Origin of the sequence: Actinoplanes cyaneus (genome assembly GCF_016862095.1) — a bacterium.
GTDB classification, from domain to species: domain Bacteria; phylum Actinomycetota; class Actinomycetes; order Mycobacteriales; family Micromonosporaceae; genus Actinoplanes; species Actinoplanes cyaneus.
In genome coordinates this window covers 43,932-65,791 of sequence record NZ_BOMH01000031.1, presented here as the reverse complement: position 1 = coordinate 65,791, position 21,860 = coordinate 43,932, and the positions used below count along the sequence as shown (strand labels likewise).

The window sequence follows — 21,860 nt, the reverse complement described above, 5'->3', positions numbered from 1 at the left end:
TACTAGTCCCGTGAGGCGTGGATCGGGTGCGTCCGCTGCTCGGGACGGCCTTGTATGGTGCGCACATGGCCAACCCGCTGACCCCGGACGTGCTTGTCGACCCGGTCGAACTGACCCGTGCCCTGGTCGACATCGAATCCGTGTCCCGTGACGAGAAGGTGATCGCCGACTGCGTCGAGGACGTCCTGCGCAGTGCCGGCCACCTGACCGTCGAGCGGCTGGGCAACACGGTGATGGGCCGCACCGACCTGGGGCGTGAGCAGCGGGTGGTGCTCGCCGGTCACCTGGACACGGTGCCGATCAACGACAACTGGCCGTCCACCGTCGTCGACGACCTGATCTACGGCTGCGGGACGTCCGACATGAAGTCCGGGGTGGCGATCGCGCTGCACCTGGCCGCGACACTGCCCGACCCGGCGTACGACGTGACGTACCTCTTCTACGAGGCCGAGGAGATCGAGTCCGAGTTCAACGGGCTCAGACTGGTCGCCGACAGCCGGCCGGAGTGGCTGCGGGCCGACTTCGCGGTGCTGCTCGAACCGACGTACGGGGCGGTCGAGGCCGGCTGCCAGGGGACGGTCACGGCGGTGGTCCGCACGCACGGGCGGCGGGCGCACACCGCACGGGCGTGGCGCGGGGTGAATGCGATCCACGCCGCCGCGGAGGTGCTGCGCCGGCTGGAGGACTACCACCCGCGGACGGTGACGATCGACGGATGCACGTATCGGGAGGGGCTCAACGCCGTACGCGTCAATGGTGGGGTTGCCGGCAACGTCGTCCCGGACGAGTGTGCCGTCGAGGTGAACCTGCGATTCGCCCCGGACCGGTCTGAGCAGCAGGCCCACGAGCACCTGCGCGAGGTCTTCCAGGGTTTCGACCTGGAGGTCGTCGACTCCGCCCCGGGCGCGCTGCCCGGCCTGGACGCGGTGGCGGCCCGCGAGTTCCTCACCGCGATCGGTGTGGAACCGGCCGCCAAGCTGGGCTGGACGGACGTGGCCCGGTTCGCGGCGCTGGGCATCCCGGCGATGAACTACGGCCCCGGTGACCCGTCGCTGGCGCACGCGCCGGACGAGCACGTGGAGATCGGCCGGATCCGGGACGGCGCCGCGACGCTGCACCGCTGGCTGGCCCGCTAGGCCCGCTTGCCCGGGTCAGAGCTGGGGGATGGCCGCCCGGCCGATCGCGCGCTGCGGCACCGAGACCTCCATCGTGGTCTCCGGGTCGTAGGCCGGATCGGGCTGCCGCGCCGCGAACGCGACCCGGCGTTCCTCCACCACGAGCTGGATGCGCCGTTGCATGCGGCGGTGCAGCTTGAGGCGCTCGTATCGGTTCGCCACGGTGGCCGCCCTTTCACCGGGACACCCGGGCTCCGGGCGCCGTGCCTGCCGTGCATACGCGGTGCGGTAACTGTATAGACGTGCCAGAGCTACCGTCCGTTGCTTCAATCTGGCAAAAAGGTCTCCCGGTCGCAATCCTCTTGTCGAAACGCGGCCGGTTATTCACCGGAGAATGGCCGTCCGCACTACCTTGGGCGCATGACGGAGAGCACCAACGGGCGACCGACGGCCGCGCCGCAGCGTCATCGGGGTGCGGTCACGCTACGACGCGAAGCCGTGCCCCTGAGCACCGCGGACGAGAAGTTGCTTGACTCGCATCATCGCGGTGAGTGGAAGACGAAGGACGCCTGGCGAGCCCTGCGCATCCTGTCCGAGTTCGTCGAGGGCTTCGACACGCTGGCCGACCTGCCGCCCGCGGTCAGCGTCTTCGGCTCGGCGCGCAGCAAGCCGGAGTCCGCCGAGTGCGAGCTCGCCGCCCGGCTGGGCGCCGCCCTCGCCGAGGCGGGCTACGCGGTGATCACCGGCGGCGGCCCGGGCGTGATGGCCGCGGCGAACCGCGGCGCGACCGAGGCCGGCGGGATGTCGGTCGGGCTCGGCATCGAGCTGCCGTTCGAGCAGGGCCTCAACGACTGGGTCGACATCGGCATCGACTTCCGCTACTTCTTCGTCCGCAAGACCATGTTCGTGAAGTACGCGCAGGCGTTCGTGGTGCTGCCCGGCGGTTACGGCACCCTGGACGAGCTGTTCGAGGCGATCACGCTGGTCCAGACGCACAAGGTGACCCGGTTCCCGGTGATCCTGATGGGCGCCGACTACTGGAGCGGCCTGCTCGACTGGATCAAGCAGCGGATGCTCGACGACGGCAAGATCAGCGCGGCCGACCTGGAGCTCATCCAGGTGACCGACGACGTCGCCGAGGCGGTCCAGATCATCGTGGACGCCGGCGCCGCCCTCGCCGACCCGCAGGCGTCGTCCTGATGGCCGCGATCTGCGTGTTCTGCGGCTCGTCGAGCACCCTGGAGCAGCGCTGGCTCGACCTGGCCGCCGAGACCGGCCGGGCGCTCGGCGAGCGGGGGCACACCCTGGTCTCCGGTGGCGGCTGCGTCGGCATGATGGGCGCGGTCGCCGACGGCGCCCGGGCCGGTGGCGCGCACACCCTCGGCATCATCCCGCAGTGCCTGGTGGACTGGGAGGTCGCCGACACCTCGTCGGACGAGCTGGTCGTCACCGATGACATGGCCGCCCGGAAGAACCTGATGATCGACCGGTCGGACGCGTTCCTCACCCTGCCCGGCGGGCTCGGCACGCTCGACGAGCTCTTCGAGGTGTGGACGACGTCGGCGCTCGAGGTGCACCGCAAACCGATCGTGGTCCTCGACCCGGACGGCTTCTACGACGGCCTGATCAGCTGGCTGAACGGGCTCGTCGCGACGAAGTTCGTCCGCCCCGCGGTGATGGACACCGTGCTCGTGGCCCGGTCGGTGCCGGAGGCGCTGGACACGATCGAGGCCGCCCTCGCGGGGTGACGCCCTGTCCGCTTCCGCCCGCGCCGGGTGACGCCGGTTACGCTCGCGCCTTCACCGGACGGGTGAGGCGGCGGAAACGTCGTACCGGCGTGCTCTCATAGATGCCGTGAGCACGCCGGCCCCCCCGTCCCCGGTGCGCCGGCCGGCCTACCGCCTGGTCCGGCGCCCCCGCCCGGCCGCGCCCGAGCTGCGCGCCGACCCGATCCAAGCCCGGGTGACCGCGCACACCGCCGGGCCGCTGCTGGTCGTCGGTGGTCCCGGCACCGGCAAGACCACCGTGCTGGTGGAGTCGGTCGCCGCGCGGATCGCCGAGGGCGTCGACCCGGAGCGGATCCTCGTGCTCACCTTCGGCCGCCGGGGCGCCGCCGCGCTGCGCGACAGGATCGAGGCGCGCGTCGCCGGCGATGCCGCGCGGATCGTGCACGAGCCGCTGGTCAGGACCTTCCACGCGTACGCGTTCGGCCTGCTCCGCCGAGCCGCGGCAGAGCGCGGCGAGCCCGCCCCGCGCCTGCTCACCGGCCCCGAGCAGGATCTGATCATCCGCGAGTTGCTGGCCGTGGTCGAGGATCCGGATTCCGCCGACACCGTCGGCTGGCCCGACGAGCTGCGCCCCGCGCTGCCCACCCGTGCCTTCGCCCAGCAGCTGCGTGACCTGATGCAGCGTGCCGCCGAGCGTGGCGTCGGCCCGTTCGAGCTGGCCGATCACGCCGCCCGGCTGGGCCGCAGCGACTGGGCGGCGGCCGCCCGCTTCCTCCGGGAATACGTGGAGGTGCTCTCGCTCCGCGACGCCACCACGCGCGGGTCGGTCGCCTACGACCCGGCCGAGCTGGTCCGGGCCGCCTCCGGGCTGCTCGCCGACGAGCCCGGCCTGCTGGCCGCCGAGCGACGCCGCCTGGCGTATGTGTTCGTCGACGAGCTCGCCGAGACCGACCCGGCCCAGGTCGACCTGCTGGCCCAGGTCGCCGGCGGGGGAAAGCCGCTGGTCGCCTTCGCCGACCCGGATTCGTCGATCTTCGGCTTCCGCGGGGCGGACCCGGAAGTGGTCGCGGACTTTCCGGAGCGCTTCCGGAGCCCGTCGGGCGCGCTGGCCGAGACGGTCGTCCTGCATACGAACTATCGGTCGGCGCCCTCGTTGCTGGCGGCCGCTTCCGGGGTGGCCCGGCGGATGCGCGGGCCGATCACCCGCCGCCTGATGGTCCCGCCACCCCCGGTCGACGCTGTCCCGGCCGACGCTGCGGTTGATGCCGCCGCGGCCGGCGCTGCTGATGTTGATGCCGCCCCAGGCGGCGCGGCACCGGTCGCTGGAGGAGCGAGTGCCGCGGCGCTGCCTCCTGCCGGGAGCGGGGGCAACGCTGTCGTCGTTCCACCGGCAAGGCGCCACGCGGCTGTTCCGGCGGTGGTCGGCGACGAGGCTGCCGTTCCTGCGGCGGGCGGTGACGGGGCGGGCACGGGAGTGGTCACCGGGGAGGAGATCTCGCCGTCCGGGCCGGTGGCGGGGGCGGTGGTGCGGACGTTCCGGTCGCCGGCCGCGGAGACCGCGTTCATCGCGCACGCGCTGCGGGAGGCGCATCTGCTCTACGGCGTGCCCTGGTCACGGATGGCGGTGGTGATGCGTTCCGCCACCCTGCAGCAGCCCTCGGTGCAGCGGGCGCTCGCCGCCTCGGGTGTGCCGACGGTGATCCACGCCGAGGATCTGCCACTGCACCTGCAGCCGGCGGTCGCGCCGTTCCTGCTGCTGCTGCGCTGCGCGCTGGATCCGGAGACGCTCGACGAGGAAGCCGCGGTCGCGCTGCTGCACTCGCCGCTGGGCGGGGCCGACCCGCTGGCCGAGCGCCGGCTGCGGCAGGGCCTCCGGGCGCTCGCGCTGGCGGCCGGTGATCGGCGGCCCTCCGGGGAGTTGCTGGTCGACGCGGTCCGTGACCCGGCCGGGCTCGACCTGGTCGAGCGCCGCTGGGCCCGCCCGGCGCAGACCATCGCCCGCCTGCTCACCGTGGCCCGCACGGCCGCCGCCGAGCCCGGTGCCTCCGCGGAGGACGTGCTGTGGACGGTCTGGCGCGCGAGCGGCCTGGCCGACCGGTGGTATGCGATGAGCACCGGCAACCTGCGCGTGACCGACCCGGCCCAGGCCGGCCGTGCCCGGCAGTGGCGCGCCGAGGCCGCCGACCGTGACCTGGACGCCATGGTGGTGCTCTTCGACGCCGCGGCCCGGTTCGTCGACCGGTTGCCCGGCGCGGGCGTCGGCGTGTTCCTGGACCATGTGCTCGGCCAGGACCTCCCGGCTGACACGATCGCTCCCAGCGCCGACCGGGGTGACGCCGTCCGCCTGCTCACCGCGCACGCCGCGAAGGGCCTGGAGTGGGACGTGGTCGTGCTGGCCGGCGTGCAGGAGGGCATCTGGCCCGACCTGCGCCTGCGGGGCAGCCTGCTCGGGTCGGAACGCCTGGTCGACGCGGTCGCCGGCCGTCCCGCCTCGGGTTCGGAGGCGATCGTCGCCGAGACGTCCGCGCTGCTCGACGAGGAGCGGCGGCTCTTCTACGTGGCGGCCACCCGGGCACGACGCCGCCTGGTGGCCACCGCGGTCGCCTCGGCGAGCACCGGCGGGGCGGCCGTCGAGGAGCAGCCCAGCCGTTTCCTGAGCGAGCTGGCCTCCCGTGCCCGGTCGGGTCCGGGCGACGACCCGTATGCGGACGTCCCGCCCCCGGATGATCCGCCGCCGCCGGACGAGCCCCCGGATCAGGACCCGTGGGACCCGGACTCCCCGGACTCCCCGGATTCGCCTGACTCCCCGGACGACACGCCGCCTCCTGCCGGGATCGACCCGTCGGAGGCGGAGGCCACGGCACAGATCCTGGCGGCTGAGCCGGCCGTGGCCACGCCCGTCGAGCCCATGGACGTCGACGGTGAGCAGATGGCACCCGGCGACAGCGGCGAAGATCGGGCAGCATCCGACGACGGCAGCGAAGCGCGGGCGGCGCTCGGCCGTGGCGCTGGCGAGCGGGCGGCGCTCGGCGGCAGTGGTGAGGAGCAGGCGACAGCCGACACCGGTGTGGAAGAGCGGGCGACAGCCGACCACGGTGGTGAAGAGCCGACGCCAGCCGACGACCGCGGCGACGAGCATGCGGCAGTCGACGACGAGAGCGACGGCGAGTTGCTCGTCGGCCGCGCGCCGCGGGCGTTGACGCTCGCGGCGCTCGTGGCCGAACTCCGTACTGTCGTGGTCTCGGCAAGCGAAACGCCCAGCCGGCGCCGCGCCGCGGCCGCCGAGCTCGCCGGGCTCGCCGCGGCCGGTGTGCCCGGGGCACATCCGGACGAGTGGTGGGGCCTGCGGGCGCTCTCCGACGAGCGGCCCCTCGTCGACGACGGCGACCCGGTCAAGGTCACCCCGTCGGCGATGGAGTCCGCGCTCCGCTGCAGCCTGCGCTGGCTGCTGGAACGCCACGGTGGCGCGCCCCCGGCCGGCCCCGCGCAGGGCATCGGCAACCTGGTGCACGCCGCCGCGATGCTGGCCGAGGACGCGCACGCCGACCGGGAGAAGCTGGTGGAGTACGTGTCGGCCCGGTTCGACTCGATCGAGCTGGCGGCCCGCTGGATGGCCGGCCCCGAGCAGGAGCGCGCCGAGGCGATGGTCGACAAGTTGCTGCGCTGGCTGGCCGCGAATCCCCGCCGGCTGCTGGCGATCGAGCACGAGTTCACCGTCCGGCTGGAGGACGAGCGGCACCCGATCCAGCTCACCGGCCGGGTCGACCGGCTGGAGGTCGACGAGGCCGGCCGGCTCGTGGTGATCGACCTGAAGACCGGCAAGTCCACCGCCCTGTCCGCGGAGGTGGCGGAGAATCCGCAGCTCGCCGGCTATCAGGCGGCGGTCGACGCGGGCGCTTTCGAGGATTTCGGAACCGACACCGGTGGCGCCGCCCTGGTGCAGCTGGGCCCGGGCAAGGACGCCCGCGAGCAGATGCAGGTGCCGATGACCGAGGCCACCGACCCGCAGTGGGCGTACGCGATGGTTCGCCGCACCGCCGAGACGATGGCGGCCTCGACGTTCTCCGCGGTGGCGAACAGTCGTTGCCGGGTCTGCCCGGTCCGCACGAGTTGCCCGATCTCGGGGAAGGGCCGGCAGGTAGTGGAGCCGCCACGATGAGGGCCGACGCCGGACCCAGGTACACCCCTGTCGAGCTGGCGAGACTGCTACGGCTGCCGCCGCCCACGGACGAGCAGGCGGCGATCGTCGCGCACCCGGTGAAGCCGCTGCTCGTGGTCGCCGGCGCCGGCTCCGGCAAGACCGAGACGATGGCGTCCCGGGTGGTGTGGCTGGTCGCGAACGGGTATGCGCATCCCGGCGAGATCCTCGGCCTCACGTTCACCCGGAAGGCGGCCGGTGAGCTGTCCCACCGGGTGCGGACGAGGCTGGGTCAGCTGGCCCGGCGGCTGGGCGGGCGGGACGACGCGCTGGTCGGCGAGGCGACGATCTCGACCTATCACTCGTACGCGGCCCGGGTCGTCACCGAGCACGGCCTGCGCGGCGGCTTCGAGCCGTCGGCGCGGCTGCTCACCGAGGCGGCCCGCTGGCAGATCGTCGACTCGCTGGTCCGGGCGTACACCGGGGAGATGACCGGGCTGAACCGCGCCCCGGGCACGGTCACCGACGACGTGCTCGCGCTCTCCGCCGAGCTGGCCGAGCACCTGAAGTCCCCGGACGACCTGGCCGCGTGGACCGGCCGGTTCTTCGCCGAGGTGCAGTCGTTCCCGGGGCGGATGTACAAGGACGTGTCCGAGATGCTGCGCCGTCAGCAGCACCGGCTCACCCTGCTGCCCCTGGTCCGCCTCTACGAGCAGCGCAAACTCGATCTGGAGGCGATGGACTTCGGTGACCAGATGGCTCGGGCCGCGATCGTCGCCCGGGACCATCCGGCGGTCGGCGAGACCGAGCGCGGGCGCTACAAGGTGGTCCTGCTGGACGAGTACCAGGACACCAGCCACGCCCAGGTGACGATGCTGAACAACCTGTTCGGCGGCGGCCACCCGGTGACCGCGGTCGGTGACCCGTGTCAGTCGATCTACGGCTGGCGCGGCGCGTCGGCCGGCACGCTGGAGCGCTTCCCGTCCGAGTTCCCGGACGCGGAGGGCCGCCCGGCCTGGGTGCACAGCCTGACCCGGAGCTGGCGGAACCGCCCCGAGATCCTGCAGGTGGCGAACGTGATCTCGGCGCCCCTGCGGGCCAGCGTCGGCGTGTTGCGGCCGGCGGACCGGGTGGCCGAGGCGGTCGGCGGGCGGACCGTGACGTGTGCGCTGCTCAGGACGTACGCCGAAGAGGCTTCCTGGATCGCCGATTCGATGCTGACCGCCTGGCGGATCGCGGCCGGGATGCCCCGCGCGCTGCCGGAGGAGATCCCGCTGGAGCGTCGCCCGACCAGCGCGGTGCTGGTCCGGGTCCGCAGCCAGATCCCGGTGATCGAGGAGGAGCTGCGCGCCCGCGGCCTGCCGGTCGAGGTCGTCGGGCTGGGCGGCCTGCTCGACACGCCCGAGGTGCGGGACGTGATCTGCACGTTGCGGGTGCTCGCCGACCCGACCGACGGCGCGTCGCTGCTGCGGCTGCTCACCGGCGCCCGCTGGCGGATCGGCCCGCGTGACCTGGTCGCCCTGCACCGCAGATCACGCGCGATCGCCGCGGCCCGGGCGACCAGGACCGAGGACGACGACCAGGACGCGGTCGCCGACCGGCTCGACGACGCGACCCTGGTCGAGGCGATGGCCGACCTCGGCAGCCCTCAGCAGTACTCGGTGGAGGGCTTCCAGCGGCTCGCGGCGTACAGCAGGGAACTCGGCGCCCTCCGCCAGCGCCTGGACCAGCCACTTCCCGACCTGCTCGCGGACATCGAGCGGACTGTCGGGCTGGACGTCGAGGTCGCGGTCCGCGGCTGGGCGGCCGGTGACGCCGGCCTGGCCCGGGCTCACCTGGACGCTCTCGGCGAGGCCGCGACCAGGTATGTCAGCGAGAACGAGACCGGCACGCTCAGCGGTTTCCTGGCGTTCCTGGCGGCTGCCGAGGAGGAGGAGCGCGGGCTCGAGCCGGGCCAGGTCGACGTGGCCGAGGGCGCGGTGCAGATCCTCACCGCGCACGCCGCGAAGGGCCTGGAGTGGGACGTCGTCTCGGTCGCGGGCCTGTGCCGGGGCGTCTGGCCGGGCCTGGTTCGCGGCTCCGACCACTACCTGGGCGGCATCGGCGTGCTGCCGTTCCCGCTGCGCGGCGACGCGTCCGGCCTGCCCGAGCTGAACCTCGACGAGGCGGTCGAGCAGAAGGACGTGAACGCCGCGCTCAGCGAGTTCAGCCGCGCCTGGCGGGAGCACGACGAGCGGGAGGAGCGGCGTCTCGCCTACGTGGCGATGACCCGCCCGCGCCGCCTGCTGCTCTGCTCCGGTTACTGGTGGGGCGACGGGGTGAAACGCCCGCGCGGCCCGTCGGTCTTCCTCGACGAGGTGCGCGCGACCTGCGCGGAAGGCGCCGGCGTGGTGGCCGTCTGGGCGCCCGAGCCGGCGCCCGGCGAGACGAATCCGAGCGACGAGGTGGTGTCGGTCGCCGAGTGGCCGGCCGATCCGCTGGGCCTGCGCCGTCCCGCGATGGCCGCGGCCGCCGACCTCATCCGGCGCATGATCGCCGCTCCGGACGCGTCCGCCGCCGAGGCCTTCGCCGATCTCGCGGCGTCCGACCCCGAGGTCGCGGCGCGGGCCGGTCTCGCCGCCGACCTGGCCGGTCTCGCCCAAAACCAAGATCCAGATTTGCCCGTACGGCGTGAGCCCGCCGACCGGGACGCCGCCGGGGCCGCCCAGCGCCCCGGTGCGGAGCCGACCCGAGCCGAAGGCGCCGGGGCGGAGCCGACTGGAGCGGCGGACGACGATGAGCCTGCCCCTTCCGGAGCGGGAACGTTGGACCGCGCGTCGGTCCTGGCCGCGGCCTCGTCGGTGGACCGGGTGGCAGCGGAGACCGATCCGGACATCGCCCGCTGGCGCAAGGAGGCGAAACTCCTGCTGGCCGAGCGTGCCGAGCGCACCCGCCGGGACGGCCCGATCGAGGTCGCCCTGCCCCCGCACCTCTCGGTCTCCCAGCTCGTGGTGCTGCGCCGTGACCCGCAGGTGCTGGCCCGTTCGCTGCGCCGCCCGCTCCCGCAGCGCCCGGCCCCGCACGCCCGCCGCGGCACCGCCTTCCACGTGTGGCTGGAGCAGCGGTTCGGCGCCGCGCGGCTGATCGACATCGACGAGCTGCCCGGCGCCGCCGATGACAGCGCGGCCGGTGACGAGGAACTGGCCGAGCTGCAGCAGGCGTTCCTGACCGGTGAGTGGGCCGATCGCACCCCGCTCGACGTCGAGGTCCCGTTCGCCACCACGATCGGTGGCGTGGTGGTTCGTGGCCGGATGGACGCGGTCTTCGCCGACCCGGACGACCGCTTCGACGTGATCGACTGGAAGACCGGCCGCCGCCCGACCGGCGCGGAGGCCGAGGCTGCCGCGGTTCAGCTCTCGGCGTACCGGATCGCCTGGGCCACCCTGGCCGGTGTCCCGGTCAACCGGGTCCGGGCCGGGTTCCACTATGTCCGCGAGCAGGTCACCGTCCGGCCCGCCGACCTGATGGACGCCACCGCGCTGGCCGCCCTGCTCACCGAGATCCCGGAGGAGGCGCTCTAGACTCCCGTGGCCTCCAGCACATTCGGAGCGCTCTGGAGTCCCGCGGCCTCCAAGCACGTTCGGAGCGCTTCAGAGTCCCGCGGCCTCCAGCAGGTGGAGCAGCGCCGCCGCGTACGCCTCCTCGGCGGACGACCCGGGAAACGCGAGCGTCTCGCCGAGCAGCACGATCCGCACCCGGTAGCCCGCGCCGGCCCGATCCAGAGCGTGGAACGTCCCGCCCAGGAGTTCCCGCAGCTGATCCTCGCGCGGCAGCCAGACGGTCTCGTCGAGCTCCACATCGTCGAGCGCCCACTCGGTCGTGCCGTTGAACCCGATGATCCGCCCTTCCGGCCGGTCGTGCACCTGGATCGTCATGTTGCTGAGCACGAACATCTCGTCGTCCAGGTCCCGGTCGGGGATGGCGAACCGGTCCCCGAGCCGGGGCTTCCAGGTCAGTCCGGCTGCCTTGAGCTGCCGTGCCATGTGCATGCCGAGCACTTTTTGACCTCCGTACCCGTGATAGAGTCATCGGCGTTGTCAGTTTGGTTCCCAAGTACTCAGGAGCGCCTGTGGGGAAGTCTGCCCCAGGCGCTCTTTGTCGTAACCCGGGTTTCTCCGGTACGGGCGATCAGTACGGCGACACGAGTCCCGTGAATTGCGGGTCTTATTACCTCGTTCCCGTCCATAATGGGCAGGAACGATCGACCGTCGAGGAGACGATCATGGTTACCGGCGTTGTGAAGTGGTTCAACGCGGACAAGGGCTTCGGGTTCATCACCCCGGACGACGGCGGCGCCGACGTCTTCGCCCACTTCTCCGCGATCCAGATGTCGGGCTACCGCAGCCTGGAGGAGAACCAGCGGGTTGAGTTCGAGGTGACCCAGGGCCAGAAGGGCCCGCAGGCCGCGAACATCCGTTCCGTCTGATTCGCGTTGATCACCGGCCGCCTCGCGGTGGCCGCTGACAACGTGTGACTGTGACACGGCGTCGCACCCACCCGGGTGCGGCGCCGTTTCCGTCCCCACCCCGCGACGCGAGGTCCGCGTCGGTCAGACCCGAAGCGCGCTCCCGGTTCCGGCTGGTTGTCATGGTCGTTATTCGCGTCTCAGAACGACCATGACAACCAGCCGGGCAGCGCGAGGTGCGCTCGGTTCCGGGGCCGAGCGGTGGCCGGCGGGGGTCGGGCTGACTCTCACGGGTGCTTCACGGGTCTGAAGCACCCGTCAGAGCCAGCCGGCGAGCGCGTGCGGGCCTGGGGGACGGCGAGCCGCGCGAGACCGGCCGGGCGTTCCGCTTCTGCGGAGTCGCGGGCTGCGGCCGTACGGCGAAATCGGGAAGGCCCTGGAGAGCGGCCGTGAGCGGAAAGCGAACAAGGCCCCGGGACACGCCCGGGGCCTTGCTGGTCGTTTTCGGTCAGACCGTGGCCGACTGGGGGAGCGGTGCGGTGCCACCGAGGTGCGCCGGGAGCCACCAGCGGTCGTCGTCGCTCGACGGCTTCTCCGGGTAGGCGTGCTGGACGGCGTCGAGCAGCCCGGACAGCCGCTCCTTGAGCGTCGCGGTGATCGCCTCGGGGGTCGCCCCCTCGGGCAGGTGGATCGCCTCGCCGATCTTGATGAGGACCGGCACGTGCCGCTTGGTGAGCTCCTTCTTGCGGCCCTTTGTCCAGAGCCGGTGCGGGCCCCAGACGGCCATCGGGATCAGCGGGACGCCCGCCTCCTGCGCCATCCGCGCGGCGCCGGTCTTGAGCTCCTTGATGGTGAACGACTCGCTGATCGTCGCTTCCGGGAAGACGCCGACGACCTCACCGTTCTTCAGCGAGGTGATGGCCTCGCGGAACGCCGCGGTGCCGGCCTTGCGGTCGACCGGGATGTGCCGCATGCCGCGCATCAGCGGACCGCTCACCTTGTGGTCGAAGACCTGCTTCTTCGCCATGAAGCGGACCAGGCGCTTGGCCGGCTGCGTGCCGAGGCCGCAGAAGATGAAGTCGAGGTAGCTCGAGTGGTTGCTTGCCAGCACTGCCCCGCCCGTGGCCGGGATGTGCTCGCCGCCCTCGATCTCGATCTTGAGGTCGAGCACGCGGAACATTGTCTTGGCCAGGGCGACAACCGGGGGATACACCAGCTCCATGGCAGCACGGTAGCGGACATTTCTGGGAAACGACTGGGCCGGGTGCACTTTCCACAGGTGCGTTTCGCCGGTTGCCGGCCTTGTGGTGTTCACTGGTGGTCATGTCCGAGCCGCACCCGCAGGAGCCCCTCTGGTCCCGGCCGGGCGGGCCGTGGTCGTCGGGCGCGGTGACCGGCGTTCCCCCGCTCACGCCGCCGCCCCCGGCGCCCGAGCCACCGAAGCGGGTCGATCCCGGGCAGCAGCGCCGCCGGCAGCTGATGATCTTCGGCGGGGCGGCCGGCGTGATCCTGGCCGGCGGCCTGATCGTGCTGCTGGTGCTCCTCTTCGGCAGTGACGGCAACCCGTTCGGTGATCGGGCGTCCGCGCCGACCGATGTCCGCCCGCCGCTGGCCCAGGCCTGCCCGCCACCGAGCGACTCGCCCAGCGGCGCGGCCACCCGGGCTCCCGCGCCGCCGGCCGTCACCGGCGACCGGACGGTGGACGAGCAGGCCGGCATCTCCTACAAGAAGTACGGGGCGCCCTGGCTCACCTGGAACGAGGTGTGGAAGGCGGGGACGCTGCAGGTGCCGTACCGGGTGGGGCAGCACTTCGTCACCGAGCTCTACAGCGGCGGGGAGTATCACGCCTCGATCCTGTCCGCGGCGGTCCCGGCGGCCGACAACGACGCGGTCTCGCTCGACCTGGAGTGCGTGGGCCGGCAGGTCGCGGCGGACGTGCGCGCCAACTACTACCCCCAGCCGAACACGCTCGACGTGCTCCGCGACGAGGTCACCACGCTCGGCGGGCGGCCGGCCTACGTGAACAAGTTCCGGCTGCACTTCCACGAAGCGGGGCTGACCGCCACCTCGGAGTTGTCCGCGGTGGCGGTCATCGACGTCGGCAAGCCGATGGCTGCCGTCCTCTACATCTCGATCCCGGGCACGCACCAGCAGCTGGACGCCGTGATCGACGAGGTGCTGGAGTCGGTCCGGCCGATCTGAGGCGCGCCTCCGGCCGGACGGCAGACGCGCCTCAGCTGCCGGTGAGGCCCCAGCGCTTGCGCAGCGCGTTGTCGGCCAGGTTGAACAGCTGGTCGATCAGGATGCCGATGACCAGCACCACCAGGATGTAGCTGATCACCAGCGGGGTGTCCGACAGGTCCCGGGCGTTCTGCATCCGGACGCCGACGGAGATCGTCCCGGGCACGATGACCAGCAGCTCGCCGGCCATCAGGCTGCGCCAGGAGAACGCCCAGCCCTGCTTGAGCCCGGAGACGAAGCTGGGCAGCGACGCCGGCAGGATCAGGTGCCGGTAGCGCGCGAAGCCCTTCATGCCCATCACCTGGCCCACCCGCAGCCAGGTACGGGGGACGTAGTCGATGCCGCTGATCAGGCCGTTCGCCACCGAGGGCGCGGCGCCGATCACGACCACGAACATGATCGCCTGCTCGCCGAGCTGAAACAGCAGGATCGCCAGCGGGAACCACATGATCGACGGCATCGTCTGCAGGCCGGTGATCAGCGAGCCGATCGCGGCCCGCAGCGGCGCGAAGCGGGAGACCGCCGCGCCGATCACGGTGCCGATCGCCACGGCCAGGGCGAAGCCGGTGATCGCGCGGGTCATGGTCAGGCGCACGCCGCCCCAGAAGTCCGCGGTGGTGACGAGGTCCCCGAGCGTCTTGAAGGTCTCCGCGGGCGACGGGAAGACGTACGACGGCTTCCACCCGCTCAGGTAGGCGATCTCCCAGGCCAGCAGGACGATGAGGATGGCCAGCAGCTTCGGCCACGCACTCCGCCAGATGCGCGGGCCGAGGCGGTCCTTGTCCTGTTTCGGGGCGAGATCCAGCGCGTCGAGGCCACTGACCTCCTCGTACCCCGGCTTCTTGATCTTCTGTGGCTCCGGGCCGGGGCCGCCCTCGGCCCCCAGCGCGCCTTCCAGGCCGGCGCGGGCGCCCGCGTACTTCATCGGAGCGGGTTCAGTTGGCATGACGGGCGACCTCCGCGCGCAGCCGGTCGGTGATCTCGGCGGCCTGGCCGGAGACCTCGGGGGAGTCGATGCGACGGGGGCGCGGGTGCTTGATCGCGAAGTCCTCGATGACCCGGCCGGGCCGGCTGCTCAGCAGGATGACCCGGTCGCCGAGGCGGACCGCCTCGCGCACGTTGTGGGTCACGAAGAGCACTGTCAGGTTCTGCTCGCGCCAGATCCGCTCCAGCTCGTCGTGCAGGATGTCACGGGTCATCGCGTCCAGCGCGCCGAACGGCTCGTCCATCAGCAGGATGTCCGCGTCCTGGGCGAGCGCCCGGGCCAGCGCGACCCGTTGCCGCATGCCGCCGGAGAGCTCGTGCGGCCGCTTGTCGCCGAACCCTTCGAGCCGGACGACCTCGAGCAGCTCCAGGGCACGCTGACGCCGCTCGGCCTTGCCGACGCCCTGCATCCGCAGCGGCAGCTCGACGTTGCCGATCACGGAGAGCCAGGGGAAGAGGGCGGCCTCCTGGAACATCAGCGCGACCTTGCGCCCGCCGGTGTCCAGGGTGCCGCTGCTGATCTTGTCGAGGCCGGCGACGAGCGAGAGCAGCGTGCTCTTGCCGCAGCCGGACGCGCCCAGCAGGCAGACGAACTCGCCCTGCTGGACGTCGAGGGAGACACGGTCGAGGGCGAGCAGAGCATTGCTCCCCGATCCGTACGTCTTGGAGACGTTCTCGATGCGTACGACCGAGGCGGTCCGCACGCCGCTGGTTTCGAGGATGCTCATGCTCTTACCCGCCCTCCTTCTCGATGCGTCAGGAAGCCGCGGCGTCGCTGACCGCGGGCTGACCGTCAGCCTTGAGCAGCTCGTTCAGCGGGCCGAGGTCGTAGATGCCCTTCAGGTCGACCTTCTTGAGCAGACCGACCTCCTCCGCGTGCTGCGCGCTGGTGTACAGCGACGACGCGATCGGGTCGTTGGTGAACTTCAGGTTCTTGAACGCGGCCGCCAGGATGTCGTCCTTGAGGGCCTTGCCGGTCAGCGACTCGATCTGGGCGTTGGCCGCCTTCTGCGCGTCGGCGTTGTTGTCGTTGATGTACTTCACCGCCGCGATGTGGCCCTTGAGCAGCTTGTTGACCGTGCCCGGGTATTCCTTGAGGAACTTCTGGCTGACGATCAGGTGCGTGGTGACGAACTGCTGGTTCGGCCAGAGGGTGGCCTCGTCGACCAGCAGCTTGCCCTTGGACTCCAGCACCAGCTTGCTCAGGTTGGGCTCGGGCACCCAGGCGCCGTCGATCGCACCCTGGGCGAACGCCTGGACCGCTGTCGCGTTGTCCTGCGGCAGGATCGAGACGTCGCCGCCGCCGTTGGTGTCGGCGTTCAGCCCGTTCTGCTTGAGCCAGGCGCGCAGCGCGACGTCCTGCGTGTTGCCCAGCTGCGGGGTGGCGATCTTCTTGCCCTTGAGGTCGGCCGGGCTGTTGATGGTGTCCTTGACGACCAGGCCGGCGCCGCCGGAGGTGCTGCCCGCGATGACCTTGAGGGCCTGGCCGTTGGACTTCGCCCAGCCGTTGATCGCCGGGTTCGGGCCGATGTAGGTGGCGTCGATCGCGCCGGAGAGCAGCGCCTCCAGGGCGGCCGGGCCGGCGTTGAAGGTCTGCGTCTGCAGGTCGGTGCCGGTCAGCGCGTCCTTGAACAGGCCCTTGTTCACGCCGACCAGGGCCGGCGCGTGGGTGATGTTCGGGAAGTAACCGAGCTTGAGGGTCTTCGCCTCGGCCTCGGCCCCGGCCGCGGTGTCGGTCTTCTTGTTGCTGTCGTCGTCGGATCCGCAGGCGGCCAGAGCAGTCGTGGCCGCGACGGCGGCCGTGGCAAGGGCGAGCGCACGAAGGGTGCGGGAGCGCATGCTCAACAACTCCTAGTTGGTTTTTATTGAGGTGGTGGAGAGTTCGGCCAGGGTCCGGTGGTCGACCACGCCCTCGATGGCCGCTTCGACGGCGATCCACACGTCGTGCAGCGCGGTCGCCGCCCCGTGATAGGTCGCGGTGGCGGTCGGCAGCCCGCGGACCGTGGTGAGCGCTCCGCCGACGGCGCGGACGACGTCGCCGACGGTGATCTCCTCGGCCGGGCGGGCCAGGGCATACCCGCCGTCCACACCGCGGTGGCTGTGCAGCAGCCCGGCGCGGCGCAGATCGAGCAGGATGCCCTGCAGGAAGCTCAGCGGGATGTCCTGCGCGGCCGCCAGACCGGCGGCCTTGACCAGACGCGGTTGCTCCGCGGTGACGGCGAGCATGGCGCGGACGGCGTAGTCCGTGCGTGCCGATACGTACACAGCGGTGCTCCCTCCCAGCGGATCAATCTTCGCTTAATCTATCTGCTGGATGGGAATAGTGGAACAGATGGGTTTGGTGCGTCAAGCGCCCGACCGGATGACGGGACGTGGCCGCGGCCCGGCCCGGCAGCGGCGCCACGCCGCGACCCGGGGCCGACCCGGCCGCGACATGTACTCCCGCGGGTGGTCACGGAGCGCGCTAATGTCACCTCGTGGCGTCCAGAATCCAGATCCCCGCGACGAAATACCCGGTCGAAAGGTTCACGCTCGCCAACGGCCTGCGCGTGGTCCTGTCACCGGACCGCAGCGCTCCGGTCGTCGGCGTGGCCGTCGTCTACGACGTGGGCATCCGCAGCGAGCCCGAGGGGCGGACAGGGTTCGCCCACCTCTTCGAGCACCTGATGTTCCAGGGCTCGGAGAACCTCGAGAAGCTCGCCCACTTCCGGCACGTGCAGGGCGCCGGCGGCAGCTTCAACGGCTCCACCCACCTGGACTACACGGACTACTTCGAGGTGCTCCCGGCCGGCGCGCTGGAGCGGGCGCTCTTCCTCGAGGCCGACCGGATGCGCGGCCCCCGCCTGACCGAGGAGAACCTGCGCAACCAGGTCGACGTGGTCAAGGAGGAGATCCGGGTCAACGTGCTGAACCGGCCCTACGGCGGCTTCCCCTGGCTGAAGCTGCCGCCGGTGATGTTCGAGACCTTCCCCAACGCCCACGACGGCTACGGCTCGTTCGAGGACCTGGAGAGCGCCACCGTCGCGGACGCGCAGGGCTTCTTCGACCGCTACTACGCCTGCGGCAACGCGGTGCTCTCGGTCGCCGGCGACTTCGACGTGGCCGAGGCGACCGCGATGATCGAGCGGCACTTCGGGGACGTCCCGGCCCGGCCGGCGCCGGTGCTGCCCGCCTTCGACGAGCCGGACATCGACGGTGAGCGCCGCGAGTCGTACACGGATCGCATCGCCCCGCTCCCGGCGGTCGCCGCCGGTTACCGGGTGCCCGACCCGATCGCGGCCTTCGAGGCGTACCTGCCGTTCTCGGTCCTCGCCGAGGTGCTGACCGACGGCGACGCGTCCCGCCTGGTCGAGCGCCTGGTCCAGCGCGACCGCTCGGTGACCAACGTCGGGGGCTACCTCGGTTTCATGGGTGACGAGTACCAGGTGCGTAACCCCACCGCGCTGCTGCTGCAGGCCCACATGCCGCCCGGCGGCGACGCCGGCAAGGTGCTGCGCACGATCGACGAGGAACTGGACCGCCTCACCACCGGCGGCCTCAAGCCCGGTGAGCTGGAGCGCACCCAGGCGCGCATGTCGGCCCGCCTGCTGCAGGGCACCGACGAGGTGCTCGGCCGGGCGCTGCCGATGGCCGTGCTGGAGCTGCAGCGCGGCCGCCCGGGCCTGCTCAACGAGCTGCCCAAGCTGATCAGCGAGGTCACCGCGGAGCAGATCGTGACCGCCGCCGCCACCCTGCGGCCCGAGCGCCGCGCCGTCGTCGAGGTCCTGCCCGGAGCCGGAGCATGACGAAGCCCTTCCCGCGGCCCGAGCGCCGCGCCGTTGTCGACGTTCTCCCGGGAGCCGGAGCATGACGAAAACCCTGCCGGATCTCATTCCGGACACCGAGCTGACGCTGCCCCCGCAGGCCGAGCGCAAACTGCCGAACGGGCTGACCGTGATCGCCATCCGCCGCGCCGCGGTGCCGCTGGCCGAGGTGCGGCTGCGCATCCCGTTCGGCCGGGCCCCGCTGGCCGCGGCGACCCTGCTGTCGCAGGCCCTGTTCACCGGCACCAGCTCGATGTCGAGCATCGACATCGCCGCCGAGCTGCAGGCCGTCGGCGGCAGCCTGGGCGCCGGGCTGGACCCGGACAGGCTGCAGATCAGCGGTAACGCCCTGGCCGGTGGCCTCGGCCGGACGCTGGAGATCCTGGCCGGCGTGCTGACCGACGCCACCTACCCGGCCGAGGAGGTGCGCACCGAGCGGGAACGCCTGGTCGACAACATCCAGGTCGCCCTGAGCCAGCCGAGCCACCTGGCCCGGGTCGCGCTGCTGAAGCGGATGTTCGCCGACCACCCGTACGCGGTGCAGACCCCCGCCCCGGACGAGGTCCGCGCGATCGAGCCGGCCGCCCTGCGCGAGCTGCACGCCGACCGGGTCCGCCCGGACGGCTCGATCCTGGTCCTGGTCGGCGACATCGACCCGGACCAGGCCATCGACGTGGCGGAGAAGATGCTCGGCGGCTGGACGGGCACGGCCCGCGACGGCGACATCCCGCCTGCCCCGGCGCTGACGCCCGGCTCGCTGCTGCTGGTCGACCGGCCCGGCTCGGTGCAGTCCTCGCTGCGGATCGCGCTGCCGGCGCTGACCCGTACCGACCCCGACTACGCCGCGCTGACCCTGGCGAACCTGGTCTTCGGTGGTTACTTCTCGTCCCGCTGGGTGGAGAACATCCGGGAGGACAAGGGCTACACGTACGGCTCGCATTCGGTGATCGAGCACTTCGCGGCCGGTTCCGCGCTGATCGCGGCGGCCGACGTGGCGACCGGCGTGACCGGGCCGTCGCTGCTCGAGACGACGTATGAGCTGGGCCGCATCGCCAGCCTCCCGCCCGGCGAGGAAGAGCTGGAACAGGCCCGGAGGTACGCACTGGGCACCCTGCGCCTGGGCATGTCCACGCAGACCGGGCTGGCCGGGCTGGCCACCGTCTACGCCGGTTTCGGCTTGCGGCTGGACCACCTGCGCGAGCACTCGGCCAGGCTCGCCTCGGCCACCCGCGAGGAGGTCGCGGCCGTCGCGGCGAGACACCTCGCCCCGTCCCGCGCGGTGACAGTGGTCCTCGGCGATGCCGAGCAGATCGAGGCCCAGCTCACCGCCCTGACCGTGGTGGAGCGCAGCGCGCAGTGACAAGCACCGATCAACCGGAGCGGCCCGGGCAGGCCGGTCAACCGGAGCAGCGCTTCTCGCGGGAGCAGGCGGAGCAGCCCGATCTGGGTGAACAGCCGGGCACCCCGCCGCTGGCGCGGACCACGCTGGACCGCGCCGCCCACCGGCGTAAGGACGACGCCTGGCTGGCCGAGGCCTGGCCCCGCGGCCAGGTCCTGGTGGTGGACCTGGGCGCGGGCGGCCGTGCCCAGGTCGTCGAGCAGCCCGACGGCGGGGCCGAGCTGGTCCTGGTGCCCGCCGCCGACGCGCCGGAGGCGGAGCGCTGGTTCCTGGGCGTGGACGCCGACGGCACCCCGCTCTGGGCCATGGACGCCACCCCGCCACCCGTCGAGGGGGCTCGCGCGGTGACGCTGCGGGAGGTCGGGCATCTGCTCGACGACCGCGACGCGGGAATCTTCACCGCCGCCGCGGCGCTGGCGAACTGGCACGCCAGTCACAAGTTCTCGCCGCGCTCGGGCAAGCCCACGGTCACGGTCGAGGCCGGCTGGGCGCGCGCCGACCCCGACGGCAAGCTGATGTGGCCGCGCACCGACCCGGCGATGATCGTCGTGGTGCACGACGGCGTCGCGGGCCCGGCCGGTCGCTGTCTGCTCGGTCACAACTCGGGCTGGGGCCGGGGCCCGGACGGGCTGACCCGTTTCTCCTGCCTGGCCGGTTACGTCGAGCCGGGCGAGTCGGCCGAGGCCGCGGTCAGCCGGGAGGTTGCCGAGGAGGTCGGCATCACGATCAGTTCCTTGCGGTACGAGGGCAGTCAGTCCTGGCCCTACCCGGGCTCCCTGATGCTCGGCTTCCTGGCCACCGCCGACCCGACGCAGACGCTCCGGCTGGATCCGGAGGAGATCGACGAGGCGCACTGGTTCACCAGGGAGCAGATCGCCAAGATGATCGCCGGCGGATTCGTCCATCCCGATTCCGGTGTCCCGATGGCGCTGCCGGGGCGGTCCTCGATCGCGTTCTACCTCATCGACAAATGGCTGAACAGTCGTGCCCAAGATCACTGATAAACGTCTGATCAGAGAATTTCTCGTTTAGGAGGCAACCTGGGTACCGTCCCGATGCGTCAGACTTACAAAGACGAGAGGGGATCCGATGACCCAGGTGGAAGCGCCGGCGTGGACGCCGATGTCCGCGGAGGAGCGGGAGGCGTTCGACCGCGACGGTTACATCGTCGTGCCGTCGGTGCTCAGTGAGAGCGAGATCGAGGCCGGTCGGGCCGCGATCCTGGGGTATTACGAGAAGGCCAAGGCCGAGGGCAAGCTGAGCGCGACCGGCGCCCTGCACCAGCTCTCGCCGATCGCCTACGTGCCCGAGCTGGCTTTCCTGCTCGACCACCCCAAGGCTTTCAAGTACATCTGGTCGCTGCTCGGGTGGAACATCCACGTGTACCACTCGCACATCGACGTGCACCCCCAGCTGCACGAGAAGCAGAAGGAATGGTGGCACTGGCACCAGGACGGCGGCCGGCAGAACCGGGAGATCGAGACCGATCCCCGTCCGATGCTGTCCGTGAAGCTGGCCTACTGGTTCTCCGACGTCAGCGAGACCGGCCGGGGCAACTTCACCGTCCTGCCCGGCAGCCACAAGACCAACTGGCTGCCCGGCCCGCCGAGCCGTGGCGTTCCGTGGCCGCAGCCCGAGGGCGCCGTCCAGATCACCGCGAACGCGGGTGACCTGGTCGTGTTCGACCGCCGCATCTGGCACGCCCGGTCGGACAACTACTCCGACATCACCCGGGTCGGCGCGTTCTTCGGCTACACGCCGCGGTGGATCGCCATCCGCGACGAGGTCGCCGACCTGCCGAGCAAGCCGGAGTGGGACGGCAAGACCGAGGTGCAGAAGCAGCTGCTCGGCGGCTTCGGCAAGGGTGACGGCGACCACCAGTGGGGCCACTACCCGGAGACGACCCCGCTCTACGGCGAGCTCAAGCAGCGTGGCCTGCTCGACTCCAGCATCCCGGCGCTGATCCCGTAAGGATCGTCACGACGAAAAAGGGGCCGTCCTTCGGGACG

18 protein-coding genes are annotated in these 21,860 nt (G+C 71.9%); 11 read left to right on the top strand and 7 right to left on the bottom strand.

What is annotated here, in order from left to right; all coding sequences use genetic code 11:
* The first annotated feature begins 65 nt into the window (after nt 1-65).
* Nucleotides 66-1,136 (top strand): succinyl-diaminopimelate desuccinylase, encoded by a 1,071-nt coding sequence (gene dapE, locus Acy02nite_RS20370; RefSeq protein WP_203742796.1) that lies wholly within the window; start codon nt 66-68, stop codon nt 1,134-1,136.
* A gap of 15 nt (nt 1,137-1,151) precedes the next feature.
* Here dapE and Acy02nite_RS20365 read toward each other — a convergent pair whose 3' ends face one another.
* On the bottom strand, nt 1,152-1,337 hold the full coding sequence (locus Acy02nite_RS20365; RefSeq protein WP_203742794.1) for a hypothetical protein: 186 nt from the start codon (nt 1,335-1,337) through the stop codon (nt 1,152-1,154).
* Between the two features lie 198 nt (nt 1,338-1,535).
* On the opposite strand from Acy02nite_RS20365, the gene Acy02nite_RS20360 reads away from it, so the two are divergent.
* From Acy02nite_RS20360 to Acy02nite_RS20345, 4 genes are all read left to right on the top strand, one after another.
* Nucleotides 1,536-2,315, top strand: a complete 780-nt coding sequence (locus tag Acy02nite_RS20360; RefSeq protein ID WP_203742792.1) for an LOG family protein — start codon at nt 1,536-1,538, stop codon at nt 2,313-2,315.
* Nucleotides 2,315-2,863 (top strand): LOG family protein, encoded by a 549-nt coding sequence (locus Acy02nite_RS20355; protein ID WP_203742790.1) that lies wholly within the window; start codon nt 2,315-2,317, stop codon nt 2,861-2,863. The genes Acy02nite_RS20360 and Acy02nite_RS20355 overlap by 1 nt, the downstream gene beginning before the upstream one ends.
* A 154-nt stretch (nt 2,864-3,017) precedes the next feature.
* The gene (locus tag Acy02nite_RS20350; RefSeq protein WP_239175049.1) at nt 3,018-7,001 is read left to right on the top strand and encodes an ATP-dependent helicase; all 3,984 of its coding nucleotides are present in this window, start codon (nt 3,018-3,020) and stop codon (nt 6,999-7,001) included.
* The gene (locus Acy02nite_RS20345; RefSeq protein WP_203742786.1) at nt 6,998-10,540 is read left to right on the top strand and encodes an ATP-dependent helicase; all 3,543 of its coding nucleotides are present in this window, start codon (nt 6,998-7,000) and stop codon (nt 10,538-10,540) included. Before Acy02nite_RS20350 ends, Acy02nite_RS20345 begins: the two co-directional genes overlap by 4 nt.
* A gap of 69 nt (nt 10,541-10,609) precedes the next feature.
* Here Acy02nite_RS20345 and Acy02nite_RS20340 read toward each other — a convergent pair whose 3' ends face one another.
* Nucleotides 10,610-11,008: a pilus assembly protein CpaE gene (locus Acy02nite_RS20340; protein ID WP_239175040.1), complete on the bottom strand. Its 399-nt coding sequence runs from the start codon at nt 11,006-11,008 to the stop codon at nt 10,610-10,612.
* Nucleotides 11,009-11,241: 233 nt separating this feature from the next.
* Between Acy02nite_RS20340 and cspE the strand changes: the two genes are divergently transcribed.
* The gene (gene cspE, locus Acy02nite_RS20335; RefSeq protein ID WP_014447450.1) at nt 11,242-11,445 is read left to right on the top strand and encodes a transcription antiterminator/RNA stability regulator CspE; all 204 of its coding nucleotides are present in this window, start codon (nt 11,242-11,244) and stop codon (nt 11,443-11,445) included.
* A 487-nt stretch (nt 11,446-11,932) separates the two neighbouring features.
* Here cspE and Acy02nite_RS20330 read toward each other — a convergent pair whose 3' ends face one another.
* Nucleotides 11,933-12,646 (bottom strand): lysophospholipid acyltransferase family protein, encoded by a 714-nt coding sequence (locus Acy02nite_RS20330; protein WP_203742782.1) that lies wholly within the window; start codon nt 12,644-12,646, stop codon nt 11,933-11,935.
* Nucleotides 12,647-12,747: 101 nt separating this feature from the next.
* On the opposite strand from Acy02nite_RS20330, the gene Acy02nite_RS20325 reads away from it, so the two are divergent.
* The gene (locus tag Acy02nite_RS20325; RefSeq protein WP_203742780.1) at nt 12,748-13,626 is read left to right on the top strand and encodes a hypothetical protein; all 879 of its coding nucleotides are present in this window, start codon (nt 12,748-12,750) and stop codon (nt 13,624-13,626) included.
* A 31-nt stretch (nt 13,627-13,657) separates the two neighbouring features.
* On the opposite strand, the gene Acy02nite_RS20320 is transcribed toward Acy02nite_RS20325, so the two are convergent.
* The 4 genes from Acy02nite_RS20320 to Acy02nite_RS20305 are packed head-to-tail and all read right to left on the bottom strand — an operon-like array spanning nt 13,658 to nt 16,914.
* A complete protein-coding gene (locus tag Acy02nite_RS20320) occupies nt 13,658-14,611 on the bottom strand; it encodes an ABC transporter permease (RefSeq protein ID WP_203742778.1) in 954 nt (317 codons plus the stop codon).
* Entirely contained in the window at nt 14,601-15,377 is a 777-nt protein-coding gene (locus tag Acy02nite_RS20315; RefSeq protein WP_203742776.1) for an ABC transporter ATP-binding protein, read from the bottom strand. Before Acy02nite_RS20315 ends, Acy02nite_RS20320 begins: the two co-directional genes overlap by 11 nt.
* 28 nt (nt 15,378-15,405) lie before the next feature.
* Entirely contained in the window at nt 15,406-16,488 is a 1,083-nt protein-coding gene (locus tag Acy02nite_RS20310) for an ABC transporter substrate-binding protein (protein ID WP_203742766.1), read from the bottom strand.
* A gap of 12 nt (nt 16,489-16,500) precedes the next feature.
* The gene (locus Acy02nite_RS20305) at nt 16,501-16,914 is read right to left on the bottom strand and encodes an RrF2 family transcriptional regulator (RefSeq protein WP_203742763.1); all 414 of its coding nucleotides are present in this window, start codon (nt 16,912-16,914) and stop codon (nt 16,501-16,503) included.
* 212 nt (nt 16,915-17,126) lie between these two features.
* On the opposite strand from Acy02nite_RS20305, the gene Acy02nite_RS20300 reads away from it, so the two are divergent.
* The 4 genes from Acy02nite_RS20300 to Acy02nite_RS20285 all read left to right on the top strand — a co-directional run bounded on the left by Acy02nite_RS20300 (nt 17,127) and on the right by Acy02nite_RS20285 (nt 21,822).
* The gene (locus Acy02nite_RS20300; RefSeq protein WP_203742761.1) at nt 17,127-18,434 is read left to right on the top strand and encodes a M16 family metallopeptidase; all 1,308 of its coding nucleotides are present in this window, start codon (nt 17,127-17,129) and stop codon (nt 18,432-18,434) included.
* Between the two features lie 61 nt (nt 18,435-18,495).
* The gene (locus Acy02nite_RS20295; RefSeq protein ID WP_203742759.1) at nt 18,496-19,812 is read left to right on the top strand and encodes a M16 family metallopeptidase; all 1,317 of its coding nucleotides are present in this window, start codon (nt 18,496-18,498) and stop codon (nt 19,810-19,812) included.
* 83 nt (nt 19,813-19,895) lie between these two features.
* Nucleotides 19,896-20,852, top strand: a complete 957-nt coding sequence (nudC, locus tag Acy02nite_RS20290) for an NAD(+) diphosphatase (protein WP_203742996.1) — start codon at nt 19,896-19,898, stop codon at nt 20,850-20,852.
* An 88-nt stretch (nt 20,853-20,940) separates the two neighbouring features.
* Complete coding sequence (locus Acy02nite_RS20285) at nt 20,941-21,822, top strand: phytanoyl-CoA dioxygenase family protein (RefSeq protein WP_203742757.1); 882 nt, start codon at nt 20,941-20,943, stop codon at nt 21,820-21,822.
* Nucleotides 21,823-21,860: the final 38 nt, after the last annotated feature.